We start from the raw sequence: 14,271 nt of genomic DNA on the forward strand, positions 1-14,271 counted from the left end.
GCGCCCCTCGCTTTCTCAGTAACTCCGGAGATGCCAGGGGGACCGGAAACCGGTCAGGGGCCAAGAGGTTGAATTGATCAACTTTGGCCATGAATGCCGGTCCGCAGCGCGCACGGATCCACTTGCATTATCCGCCTTCGGGGCAGCCGGAAAGGGTATCGCAGTCCCGCCATCAAACATTTAGTTCGTTGGCGGTTCTCAGCTTGATGCATCCGCTGTGGCGCTCTTGTCTTGATCAACGATAGTTCATATTGACTAACGTGCTGGCCACCTAAGAAACGAGTTGTTCATGACTTTCGTCTCCCGCCTTCATGTGCTTGTTGGTCTCGGTTGTGGTCTTTTTTCGACGGTCTGCCACGCGCAATCTTTTGATTGCAGCAAGGCACAGACCGTTATCGAAAAGGCGATTTGTGCTTCTCCAGCCCTAGTTGCTCAGGATACCGCCTTGGCGGCCGCCTATCGTCAGGCGCTGATGGATCTGAGCGGAGACCCGACAAAACTGAACGACCTGCGCCAGCAACAGCGCCGCTGGTTGGCGGACCGTAATAAATCCTGTGTGGACACCGACCCGGTCCGGCTGTCGACATGCCTGGCAACAAGCTATCAGACACGTCTTGCGGCGCTGAAGGCTACGAGCGCTCCTCCAAGCCAGCAGCCTCCCGAATCTACCCAGGGCGTCGAACCTGCTGCATCAACAGCGCTAGCGACACAGTCGGCGGCGACACAAGATACACCCGCGCCATCGGCTGCCGCGGCATCTCAACCAGCGCCGACAAAAGCCCTGCCCCGGCCCGTATCGCAGCCGCATTTGGCGTTGGATCAATTGCCTGCCGATCACGATGGCAGCACCTTGCTGACCGTCGACACGCCCGGCCATATCACCATCCGCACACAGAGCACGTCCGGTGTGGCACTCCAGCTTGTCGATATGATCGCAGGACCAGGGGACCGCATGGGCGCACCTGGCGTCAGCGACGGCCGGATCGATGCGCTGCTCGACAAAGGCATCTATAAGATTCGTGTGTTCGGAGCCAAGGGAGCCGCTGGCGAAGCCAAGCTTACCGCACAAGCCTACCAGGAGCTTGAACAGCCTGACGCCGCTTTGACCTCCGTCACCCCCATCCATGCCGATCTAAGCGACCTGCAACAAAGATCCTACTGGATCGACATTCCCGAATCCGGGCGCGTCGATATAGAAGCGGTCGGACGCTCGCTTCAGGATCTGCGCTTGTGGCGAAACGGCACCGACATTGTCGATCTCTCGCCGAAAATGTCGATCTTTGAACTGAAGCCGGGTCTCCCCATGACCCGGGCAACGCTGACGGGAACGGTCGAGCCCGGGCATTACCTCGTGACGGCCTATGGCGGCCAGAAGCTTGTCTGGACCAACTCGGACATGGCTGAGCCATTCCATATCCGCACCGGCATGCAGTTGTCGCTGGCCGGAGGGATTGCCGAAGGCGTCATCGGGGCTTTTGGATCGGTTCGCTTTGACGCTCCGGCGGATCTCGATACCTTCCGTCTCGAGCTGCCGCAATCGGCGCCGGCGGTGCTCCGGGCCGGTCGGATTTCCAGCACGGCGACTAGCTTTCAAAGTGCTGCAATCGGCAAATCGAATCGTGAACCGACCGCCACGCTTTCGCTATCGACGGACGGCCAGCCGAGCATTGTCGAAGTCTCCGGTTATGAAGGCCAGCATTTCCAGGTCCGGGGACTTCGGTTCAGCAGCCAGACCCAATTTGACGGCTCGGTACCCAATCTCATCAGTCTCGACGTTGCTGGCGAAGGCGGCGATGAAATTCCGGCCACGGCTCTGCTCTTGCGCCAGGATGCCAGCGGCAAAGCCACCATCGTGGCGTCTGACACGCCTCATCTGGGTCCCGGTCAGGCTTGGCGGCGGCGCTTCAATTTACGCGGGCCGACCTCGCTGCTGTTCGAGATGACACAAGCAGGCCAGATCGGGATCCGCACCTCGGGCGTTGCCGTGCATGCCGACATCAGCCCGATTCTGGTTGGCAATGCCCCGCGCGCCGATGGCCGCAATCCCGATCGTTTCGATCTAAACGCCGGCTACTATCTGCTGCGGCTGCTGCCCGACAATGATGCAACCGGCATCGTCGACCTTACTTTCGGCACGCCGGGCCTTGCGCCGCCGCCACAACCCGCCGCCCCGGCTCGCACGACTATTTCGTTTGGCATCCGGGAAGCCGAAAAGGCCACGCGCTATGAGATCATCACCAATGCCGCGCCCGGCCTACTGACCGGGCCTCGTGCCGTTGCCCTGCCCGCGGACCTGCGGGCGCGGCCACTGGCGCTTTGGCAGCCCACAGATGCTTCTGCTCAGCCGCAGCCCCTGCAGAACCAGCCCAATTCGAATATCCCAGCGCCCGTGCCGCAGGTGAAAGGCAGCGCCTCCGATGATGCGAATGCCCTGTCGCGACCGGCATCACCAGCGGATTTGCGTATCGACGTCCATGTGCCCGCCGGCGGAACCATTGCCGCCGTCGACATGCACAATACGCCGGTCGCTTTTGCTACCAGCAACCAACGGGTAGATGCAAAAGGCCGGACGTTGACGCTGCGCTTCCCTGCTCCGGCCGCTGCCCGGTCCATAGTCGTCACCTGGCAGGCTGATGCCTCTGCGGCGCGGAAGAGCGTGCCGCCAGCACCCGCATCTCCGCTGATTGCCGGTCAACGCCTGTTTCTCGATCTCGCCGAAAACGCGCAGAAAACCTACCGGCTGGATGTTACGGAAGGGGGACTTTATCGCGTCGAAACCCTCGGCCGTTTGCAGACGTCACTGCGTCTCGGCACCTCATTCCTGCCGGGGCTGGGGGAAGCGTCCGATAATGGCGATGGCCACAACGCGCTACTGCAAACCTATCTGCGCGCAGGAACCTATCAGGTCGATGTTTCCGCACAGAATTCTTCCGGGCATCTTGGCATTGCCGTTACCCCGGCTTCGCTTTTGACGGCCGCAACCCTGGTCGCCGACGGCACCAGCCGCGGAATCCTCTCCGGCGGGCGCGGCGCCATCGTGCCGATCGAGATCGCGAGCGCAGGATCGTATCAGCTTGATCTCTATTCCCTTGGCGGCGATCTCACCGCTCGTCTGGAGGATGAGGAGGGCTGGCCACTCACCCCGCCAGGCCCGCTCTCCAGCCTTAGTCAGGATTTTACGCCCGGGCACTACCGCCTCGTGATCTTGCCGCGCGACGTCGACACGCGGTTTGTCGCGCGGTTGAGGCCCGTGATCGACCCGCCGCAGCTACAGGGCCACGGACCACACCCGCTAGCCTTCAATCAGCCCCAGGCATTTCAATGGCGCGAGCCCCAGGGCAAGAGCGACGCGCGGGTTCCCGATAGCTGGACTTTCGATCTCCTTGCCGATGCGGATATCAGCATCGATCTGACCGAAGGCATGATCGGCACCCTGTTTCGCGACGATAAGGAGCAGATCGCTCGCTTTGTCGCCGCTCCGCGGTTCACCGGCAAGTTGAAGGCCGGACATTATCGGATCGATCTCATGAGCCTCGCTCACGATGACCGATTGGATTACCAGATTTCCCTGAACACCAAGGACCTCCAGCCCGGCGAGGCGCGCTTCACCAACCTTCCCGCCGAGCTTTCCTTCAATGTCGGGACGGACCGTGTCGTCAGCCTCGGTACGTTCGGCCGCAGCGAAATCAAGGGCGTGCTGAAGGATGAACATGGCACCGTCCTGGAGCGGCTGACTGGGCGCAGTGATGACTGGAACATCGCGCTGTCGACCCGTCTACCGGCCGGATCCTATACACTCGCCCTCGATCAAGCAGCAGCCGCGGGCACGGGCAACCAATCGGATGACAATTCCGACAATTCGGAAGCAGACTCCAACGGCGATGGCCAAGAGGCAGCAGGCGACGATCAGGCCAATGCCTTGGACATCGAGGTTCAATTCGCCCTGCCGCAGGAGCAGCTACAGCCAGCGCTTGCCGAGAATGGCACAGCCGAAGTCACAGGCGCTTCCGTCTTTATATTTCCCCTGCCGGCCAATGGAAAGGACCAACTGGCGCTGGTGGCGGCTCAATCCACCAGCGACCTTGTTCTCTCCGTCGAAAAGCGGGACGGCGACGGCAATTGGAAGCCACAAGCCTTTGCCCGTGGCCGCTCGCCCGTTATCGCCTGGCCTGCATCCGAGAAAGAAGCACAATGGCGCGCATCGGTCTGGACCCTTGATGGCGGAACCGCACCCATCAAGATCGCCGCGCGCAGTATCGCCCGCGATATGCATGAGCCCGGCGATGTCTCTCTGGAGCCCACCACCATCGACGGCCTTGGGCTTTCGCTGAACGTCGGACTCGCGCATGCACCATCGGCAGGCCTTCTAGACCTCGGCGCCACTGCGGATTTGCTTGTGGGCGCAAGCGCCGATCGCCCGCTTACGGCAGCCACGTCAGGATTGTTTGCTCCGCAGTCGGATCGTCTATGGCTAGTCTCGCGCGCAGCAGGACATGTGCAGGTCAGCCCTGCACAGACCAATGCCGAGATCGCGCTGACACTTGCGCCGGGAGATCAGGCGGTTGTTCCCGCCACATCTCCGATGCCAGGCAAAGTAAGATTGTGGCGCGCGGATTCGGCCTTTGGACAGCCGGGACTGACGGCCGGACGCGGTATGGGTGTCAGCCTCAACAGCGCTGTCGCCCTCGCCGATAACCGGGATCTGCGTGTCTGGAACGCGGCAAGCGACGAAAGCCTGCAGATGCGGCTTAGGCCAATCGATGCGGCGGAACTCGAGGTGGTGCAGCTAAATGGCACCTATACGGCGACCATTCCAGCCCTTAGCGCGCGGCCGGTGAAGCTGACGAATGGGGTGAAACGGCTCACGCTCGACCTGGCGCCTGGGATCGCCGTTGTTTCTGCCCCTTCGACCACTCAGTTGTTGAACGTCTGGTCCGGTGCAGCGCCCCTGTCGCGCAGCATCGCGACGTCGGCCGAAGAGATCTGGCTGATCAACCTGACGAATGATGCAGCCTCCGCACGCGTCAGCCTGTCGCCAGGGCAGGCCGTTACCCTCGGCAACGATCAGATCAAGCGCCGCTTCTTCGGAACGGTCGGATCGGAAGAAATCGCGGTTGATGCCATGAAGGGAGATGTCCTGAACGTCTCCGGCGGCGCGGCCACCTTCGTCGGGGCCGACGGTCGGGTCTTACGTGGCGACCACATCCCGGTGTCCGGTCCCGGCCAGTTGATCGTCGATCACAATGCCGGACTTGTGGCCCTGTGGCTGGAGCGTGGCGGCAAGTCGCCCTGGCCGAAGCCCGAGCCAAAAACGACGACCCCGCCGCAGAGCGTAACGCTCGAGGGCGAGGCCATGGCCTTCCGCCTCGATCCGGATCAGCCGATCGTGCTTGATGTCAGCACCGACGCCCCTGTCATTGTCGGATTGGAGCAAAATGGTCACCGAGACTTGCAGCTTTTTCCGACGGGAGCCGAATTCCACCGCTATCTCGCGGCGGGCGAGGCGGTCCTGACGCTCTATTCCACGCACGAAGGCCCCTTGTCGGGCAGTCTGGATATGACGGCAACACCGGTCGTCCCGGTGAATGACGGCGTCGGAGCCCCGGTGGTGCTAGCGCCGGGTGCGACGGCCTTGTTTGGCTTCGAGGTCAAGAATAGCGGCAATATCGGCGTCGGCCTGCGTTCCGATCCGGACCTTGCCATCGGCCACCTGCTGGATGCCAAAGGCCAGGTGCTCGGCGAAGGCGTCAATCAGCTCAAGCAGCTAGCGGCAGGCTATTACCTCCTGGAAGCGCGTGCACCGGCCGACGCACCGACTCTCGTCGTCAGGCCCTCGGTGGTTGGATTGTCACCACCGCCAGCAGGTCCGCCGCCTGAAATTATCAATGATTATCTGCAGCGCGCCGGTTTGAAGCCCACGGGATTGAAGTGAAAAACCAATGAAAAAGATTGTATTTCTCATTGCCCTTGCCCTTGCGTCTTCAACGCTGATCTCAAGCAGCCACGCGCAGCAAAGCGCTAATTCGCCGACGCTGGATGTTCTGCAACGCGCCGACGGCGTCAAGATTGTGCCGGAGAAGTTCCTTCGCGCCTATGATCCGGTAACGATCTTCTTTCCCACGGACACCGGCCCCGCAACCGGTGGCCCGGAAGACTCGCCCGAACGTTTTGTGACGATGGAACCGGCGGCCGCCGGTGCCTGGCAATGGCTCGGCCCGCGCGCCCTGCAATTCAGGCCCGCCGACAAATGGCAGCCTCTCGCACGCGTCAAGATCAAAATGCTGGGTCACGAGAAGGACGCTGGTACCGAGACGGAATTGATACCGCTGCTGCCGGTACCGGTATCCACTGTCCCGGCCGCGGCCGGTGATCCCGTCAACGAGCTTGACCAGATCACGTTGACCTTTGCCGAACCCGTCGATGTGGCGGCGCTGAGCCGCCTTCTGTCGATAGAACTGCGGCCGGCGCCAGGCATTGGCGACGAAGGCGGTTTGATGCTGGGAGCGCAGGATTTCGATATCCAGCCGCTTGAACGCAACAGCCGCAGCGACCAGCAATCCTACATGGTGAAGCTGCATGCGAGCGTGCCCGATGGCCGCGTCGCCATTCTGCGGCTGAAGCTTGCCGATACGCCAGATTTCAGCGATCAGACCTTTGAGCTGCGTGTGCGCACCGCCGTGCCCTTCACCATGATCAGCTCCGATTGCGGGCGAGGCTTCGACGCCACCACAAGCGATGGCATCATGCGCTGCACGTCCAACGCCACCGTCAGCGATTCCGGCGGTGCAGTCGATGATAATGGCAACCCCGTCGACGATGCCGATGCGGCACCGGCCACGCGATCGGGCGAAGCTCGTGGGTTGATCTTCCGATTTTCCAGCAATCCAGTGGCTGGCGAACAATTGTCTGTGCGGGACTCGCTGCGCATTTCTCCGCCCGTGGACGATCTGACGGCAGATGCAAGCAACGGGCGTCTTTATATCCATGGCCGCTTTCTTACAGACAAGATCTATACCCTCGATGTAGCCGCCGGTGCCCTGACCGACGACCGTGGCAGACCGCTGGCTACCGGCTTCAGCCGGAAATTCGCCTTCGCGCCGGAACAGGCCTCGCTTGTCTGGGACGCGTCGCAGGGCGTGGTCGAGCGCTTTGGCCCGCAACTCGTGCCGTTGCGCGGGCGCGGCTATGACAGGGCCGATGTGCGCATCCATGCGATTGATCCGCTATCCCGCGATTTTTGGCCTTTCCCGCAAGCCGGCCTCGATACGAACGACGACGAAGCACCACCCTTGCCTGGCAAGGAGCCGCAGAAATGGGCTGAAAGCGATGAGATCTCAGCCGACGCGATCCAGGCACGCGTCAAGGCCCTGGGTTCGCCCGCTATTTCCCAATTCATGGACTTGCCGATTCACAGAGGCGGCGTCGACACCAAATTCGGCCTGGATCTGAAATCCTCTTTTGCCAGGATTGCCGGAGCGGACCAACCCGGGACTTATCTCGTCGGCCTGCGCGCGGTAGACAGTCAGACCCGCCATTGGCTTCGCGTGCAGGTCACCGACCTGACCTTGAGTGCGGTCGAGGAGCAGGACCGGGTTCGCTTTGCCGTCACCTCTCTTGCCAAGGGCAATCCGATCGACGGCGCACAAATTCGGCTCGACGGCTTGAGAGACGGCAAGTTCGTCACACTCGCAACCGGCACGACGGACGCGCAAGGCTTCTTCTCCTGGGAGCTGCAGCAGCGCGCCGAGGCTAAGATCCGGCGTGTCATCGTGACGAAGGGGCTCGATACTCTCGTCATCGACCCCGATAACGCGCCAGCCCAATATGCCCAGGATAATTGGACCAAGCCGTCGACCTCCTGGCTGGATTGGACCACCAATCCAGAGGAAAATCGCGCCGAGCAGGCCCGCACCCTATGCCACGTCTTCACAGAGCGGCCGATCTACCGACCAGAGGAACCGGTTCATATCAAGGGATATGTCCGCAGCTATCTCGGCGGCCACCTGACGCTGCCGACACAAGGCGGGCAGATCGTGATCACCGGCCCCGACAAGCAGGAATGGCGCGTACCCGTAAAGCTGGACGCCTTCGGTGACTTCTACCACAAATTCGACGCCGAGACGCCGGCGACCGGTGACTACAAAGTGCACTTCGAACCGAGTGACACGGCGCAGGCCACGGACCAGGCGCAACCGGAGCAAAAATCCGGTAATGACGACGAAAATGCAGACGATCAACCAAGCGACAGCAACGCAGATGATGGTCAGGCAGACGACGCTCAAGCCGATTCTGCGCAGACCGCCGATAGTGCCGATGACGCGGCTGACAACATGACCCAATGCGGCAGTATCTCCTTCAAGAAGGAAGCCTATCGCCTGCCGACGTTTGAAGTCGTGCTCAACAATCCGCAAACGGTGCCGCTCGATTCCTCCTTCAACGTTGACCTGATCGCGCGTTATTTTGCCGGCGGTCTGCTGGCAGATCGCCCCATTCGCTGGCGAGCCGTGCAGTATCCTTACAATTGGACGCCGCCGGGCCATGAAGGCTTCCTGTTTTCGACGGATTCCCGCTATTCCGGCGGCGATGAATTCAAATCCTCGCCGGCGCTTGAGCGAGATGGCAGCACGGATGCCGGCGGTGCCTCGCGCATCAGCTTCGACACGACGATCGAGCCTACGGCCCAACCGCGCCGCTACATGATTGAGGCGACCGTTACCGGCGACGACGATCTGCAGGTCCGCAGCATCACCAACGTCTATGCCGTCCCGCCCTTCGTGCTTGGTCTCAAGGTGCCACGCTATGTGCCAAAGCCCGGTGCCATCGAGCCTGAGATTCTTGCTGTCGATGGCAATGGCGATCCCGTCGCCGGGCTGGAGATGACGGCGCGCCTGATCCATCGCAACTGGACGTCGACGCTGCAGGCGAGCGACTTCAGCCAGGGCTCGGCGAAATACGTCACGCAGGAAATGGATGAGACCGTCCTGGAGCGCAAGATCACCAGCACGAAGGACATCCAGACCCTGGCGCTCGAGGCGAAGGATGCGGGCGTCTATATCATTCAGCTCGAAGCCAGCGACCGTATCGGTCGCCGCCAGCAGGTCAGCGTCGACTTCTTCGTCGGCGGCACCACGCCGGTCACCTGGGCTCAGGCGCCCGCTCGCACCGCGGTCGTCACCACGGACAAGGACAGCTACATTCCCGGCGAAACCGCCAACCTGCTGATCCAATCCCCCTTCCAGACAGCGCGCGCCCTAGCCGTCGTCGAAGAGCCCGAGGGAAAGTTCCGCTATGACTGGGTCGATATCGCCGATGGATACGGCCATTATGCGCTGCCCGTCCGCAAGGAATATATGCCGGAAATTCCCGTGCACTTTCTCATCATGCGCGGCCGGCTGGAGACCAGCATCCCCTCGCCGAACGCACCCTTCGACCAGGGCAAGCCTGTGACGATCGCCGCGACGAAGACGGTGACGGTGAAGCCGGTGAAGAACACCGTCACCGTTACCATGGATTATCCAAAGAAGGCCCGCCCCGGCGATGAAGTGGAGGTCACGCTGCATCTGGCCGACGACACGGGCCAGCCGATCGCTGGCGATGCCACCTTCTGGATGGTCGACCAAGCCGTGCTGTCGCTTGCAACCGAACAACCGCTGGACCCGCTGCCGAATTTCATCGTCAAGCGCCAATCCACCATGGCGCTGCGCGATACCCGCAATATGGCCTTTGGCATCATTCCTCTGGACGAAGTGCCGGGCGGCGACGAGCGCGAAGACTGGGGCACGGACAACAATATTTCCGTCCGCAAGAATTTTACGCCGGTGCCGATCTATCTTCCCGACGTAAAGGTCGGTCCGGATGGCACCGCCAAGATCAAGGTGAAGCTGCCGGACTCACTGACCGTCTTCAAGCTGCGCGCCAAGGCCGTCAGCGGTCCCGACCGCTTCGGCTACGGTACGGGCGAGATGCTGATCCGGCAGGAAATAGTGGCCCAACCCGCACTGCCCCGCTTCCTCCGGTATGGAGACCAATTCGAAGCAGGCGTCATTGCCCGTGTCGTCGAGGGCGGTGGCGGCGCTGGCGCGGCATCCATCGTTTCCGATGGACTGACATTGGAGGGCAATAAGGATTTCTCATTTAACTGGGAACAGAACAAGCCGGCTCATATCGGCGTTCTCGCATCGGTGCCGGAGCCAAGGCCCGGCAAGGACGACGTACGGCTGCGTTTCGGAGTCGAGCGCGTGGCCGATCATGCCCGGGATGCCGTCGAAATTGCGCTGCCGTTGAAATTCGACCGCGTGCCGATCAAGCATTACGAGATCGTCGAAATCCCGGCCGGCGGTTCGAAGACGCTGTCGACGCCGCAGGAAAACGTCCGCCCCGGATCGTTTCAGCGCGCGATCACGCTCGCTTCCGATCCGGCATTGGTCAAGCTGGTCGCCGGGCTCAACACTCTGGTGGAATCCCCTTACGGCTCCACCGAACAACGGATCTCCTTGGCCTCCTCCGGCGTGACCTTCAAAAGTTTCGAACCCATTCTGGCGGCGGCGAAGCTTGACAAGCGCATCGACGGCGACGTGCACAACACGGTGTTGGCCATCAGCCAGGCGGTCGATGCCGATGGCCTTGTAGGCTTCTGGCCGCACAGCAAGGGCAATGTCTCGCTGACAGCCTGGGCCTATTCGTTCCTGGTCGCAGCCGAGAAGGCAGGCGAGCCCACCGACAAGGCGCTGACCGACCGCCTCGCGAGCGTGCTGAAACTATCGCTGCGCTCGGATTATCCGCATCTGCTCACCGGCGACGAGATTCGCGAACAGGTCGAGGCTCTGACGGCGCTCGCCGAAGGCGGCAAGCTCGACCCTGCCTATACGGCGGAACTGGCCCGTTCGGCTGCCCTGATGCCGAATGTCAGCGTTGCCCGAATGACGACGGCGGCCGCCGCCGTGCCGGATGCCGACCCACGCCTTGTCGGCGGTTTGGCCGACGCCATGTGGTCGCGCGTACGCATCCTCTCTCGCGATGGCCAGTTGGTTTACAATGGGCAGGCACAGGATGGGGGCAATCCCATTATCCTGCCTTCGGAAACCCGCAGCCTGGCCGAAATGGTGCGCGCGGCGGCTTTGACCTCGGAAACGGATCCGCGCTATCCCGCCTTGAAAACCGCCCTGTTGCGATTGGGCGAAGGTGACGGCTGGGGCTCGACCAACGCCACTTCGGCGGCAATCCGAGCACTTTCAACCGCTTGGCAACGGCCGACGACGCCGTTGCCGTTGACGCTTAGTCAGAACGGCAGCGTCCAAACGCTGACGCTGGACGCCAATACACCCGTGCTGCGTCAGGTCACGCTGGATCCGGGCGCAATCACCATCAGCAACACCGGGTCTACATCTGCCCTCGCGCTGGTGGAAACCAGTTATCTGTCGGCCGAAGCCGGCTATAAGGCGCAGGCCCAGAGCCAGGGCTTTGCCCTTACGCGCACGCTCTACCGCGTCCCCGCAGGCAACGCACCGCTGGAAAAGCTGGCCCCCGATGCCAACGGTGCCATCCAGCTCAAGGTCGGCGATGTCCTGGAAGAGAGGGTCGAACTGATCGTATCCGAAGATCGGACCCATGTGGCTCTCACTCTGCCGCTAGCGGCGGGGCTCGATCCTCTGAACCCCAATATCGCCACCGCCCCGGCAGAAGCCACGCCGGCAATAGCGTCGACCTTGCCGACCGATTGGGTTTCCTATGGCGACGACCAAGTATTCTGCGCTTCCGACAGACTTCCGAAGGGTAACTATACCTTTGCCTACCGGACGCGCGCCTTGATCGCCGGCTCGTATACGCAGCCGCAGGCCTTCGCCGAAACCATGTACCAGAAGGGTGTGCAGGGGATGAGCGCAGCCGTGCAGATCGTGGTGGCGAAGTAAGCCGCCCCAAGTAGGACGGATATCAAGCGAGGAGCCAGGCAACCAGGCAATGACATTTTTGGGAAGCCGCCGATCGAAGCTCGTTCTTTTCCCCCTGCTGATCCTCGCAGCTGGTGCCTCGGTCTTTGCCTGTCTCATCAATCAGCGCGCTCACCTGGATGCACCCGCCCCGACACCGATACTTTATGATCGCGGCGGCGCGTTCCTCGCCCAGATCGGCCATGCCGACAAGGAGAGCGGGCGCATCGATTATGGCTATTGGCCGTTGGAGCAACTGCCTGACCGCGTCGTGAAGGCAACGCTTGCACTCGAGGACAGGCGGTTCTACGAGCATGCTGGTGCCGATCCCTATGCCATCGGCCGCGCCGCCTGGCAAAATCTTGAGGGCATGGGACGCCGCTCGGGCGCCTCGACCATTGCCATGCAAGTGGCGCGGATGCAGCGGCCGGAATCGCGCACCTTCATGCACAAGATCCTCGAGGCCGGCACCGGTGTGTTGCTGACCCTGCGCTACGGCCGCGAGGCGATGCTGGCGCAATACTTACGGCTGGCACCCTACGGCAATGGCAGCCACGGCATCGCCCATGCGGCACGGCTCTATTTCGACAAGCCGGTGGCCGATCTTTCCTGGGCTGAGATCGCACTGCTATCAGCCATCCCGCAATCACCGACCCGGATGAACCCGCTGCGGCCGGAAGGCTTGCGCCGGGCGATTCAGCGCGGCCACCAAATGCTGAACACGCTGGCGCAGCAGAAGATCATCAATGCCGACGAGGCAGAAATCGCCCATCGCCAGCTCGCTGACATGCGCATGCCCGACCTGCCGCGCCGCCCGGATGCTCTGCATCTCATATTGCGCTATCACGACCTCATCGAGAACGGCCAGGTAGCAGCAGCCTCCGCAAATACGCCGCTGATCCACACGACCATCGACCTTGCGCTGCAGACAGACGTTACCGCTCTCGCACGCCAATATCTCGATGGATGGCGCTCCGCAGGCGCGCAGCAAGTCGGCGTCATGGTGGTGTCGCGTCAAACGGGCGAGGTCCTTGCCCAGGTGGGTTCTGGTAGTTATTACGGCAGGCATGCCGGCGCGTTCGACTACACGCGGACACAGCGATCGCCCGGCTCGACACTCAAGCCGTTCATTTATGCGCTGGCCTTCGAACGCGGCGTGCTGAAGCCGACCAACATGTTGCTCGATTTGCCGGAAGGCGCGTCGGGCATCGGCGATGCCGACCGCGAATTCCTTGGGCCAATGCTGCCGCGCCAGGCACTGGCCAATTCGCGCAATGTGCCCGCCACCAATCTGCTGCGCAGCATCGGTCTTGAGACGACATTCCGCTTTTTGCGTGATCTCGGCCTGCACGACCTGGAAACCCCAGCCGATCATTTCGGCCTGTCGATGGCGATCGGCTCCCTGCCGACACGCCTGGACAGGCTGATGCGGGCCTATGGCGCGCTGGCCAATGACGGCCAATTGCAGGATCTGCGCTGGGCGCGCGAGCAGCCGCAAGCTCAATCCATACGGATCATTTCGCTCGATACGGCCCGGTTGATCACGTCCTTCCTCTCCGATCCGCAGGCCCGGCTGCCGAGCTTCCACCGCTATGGCACGCTGGAATATCCTTTCCCCGTCGCGATCAAGACCGGCACCTCCCAAGGCTACCGCGATGCCTGGGCCATGGCCTATTCCGAAAAAGTCATCGTCGGCGTCTGGATCGGCCGCGGTGATGCCGGCACCATGAGCCGGATGACCGGCGCCGGAAGTGCCGCCCGCCTCGTGCACGCGATCATCGACCGGGTTCATGGCAACAAGCCCGGAGACATCGCCGATGCGCGCTTTCCGACGCCGCCGGACCGCAAACCGATGGAGGTTTGCGTCGTCAATGGACAGTCAAATGACAACACCTGCAGCCAGACGCTGGTGGAATGGCTTAAGCCTGATGAGATGCCAAAGGTGGCTGCGCTATCGTTTCGTCCGGACGCCAACCTCAAGTCTTTGCCGATCAGTGCAGCAGCCGGGAGGAGCCAGAGCTATTCACTCGCCGGTGCCGATGCCTCCAACCCGCAGATCCATCTCGCCATATCAACACCTGCGCGCAACAGTCAGATTTGGCGCAATCCGGAACAGCCCGCCGCCTTCGACCGTCTGCCTCTGAAGGCCGATGTCCAGCCGCATGTGCCGCAAATCGTCTGGTATGTCGACGGCCAGCCCTTCGCCGTCACCGACCCCGACCGGCCTGTCTTCTGGCCCATCCAGAGCGGCGAACACCGCTTCCAAATCCGCCTGCCCTACCGCGACGAAACCTCTGCCGTGGTACCCGGGTATGTGCAATGAGACCGGTTGAAAAACCGATCG

3 protein-coding genes are annotated in these 14,271 nt (G+C 62.1%); all 3 read left to right on the top strand.

All coding sequences use genetic code 11. The features are described from left to right. Positions 1 to 289: 289 nt before the first annotated feature. From QA648_RS29745 to QA648_RS29755, 3 genes are read left to right on the top strand one after another with little or no spacing between them, the layout of a single operon-like run. Entirely contained in the window at positions 290 to 5,932 is a 5,643-nt protein-coding gene (locus tag QA648_RS29745; protein ID WP_283052513.1) for a lysozyme inhibitor LprI family protein, read from the top strand. Positions 5,933 to 5,939: 7 nt separating this feature from the next. Continuing rightward, positions 5,940 to 11,909, top strand: a complete 5,970-nt coding sequence (locus QA648_RS29750; protein ID WP_283052515.1) for an MG2 domain-containing protein — start codon at positions 5,940 to 5,942, stop codon at positions 11,907 to 11,909. Between the two features lie 49 nt (positions 11,910 to 11,958). Next, the gene (locus QA648_RS29755) at positions 11,959 to 14,250 is read left to right on the top strand and encodes a transglycosylase domain-containing protein (RefSeq protein ID WP_283052517.1); all 2,292 of its coding nucleotides are present in this window, start codon (positions 11,959 to 11,961) and stop codon (positions 14,248 to 14,250) included. Positions 14,251 to 14,271 lie beyond the last annotated feature (21 nt).

The sequence above is a fragment of the Rhizobium sp. CB3171 genome, from assembly GCF_029714265.1.
In the GTDB taxonomy this organism is placed as follows: domain Bacteria; phylum Pseudomonadota; class Alphaproteobacteria; order Rhizobiales; family Rhizobiaceae; genus Rhizobium.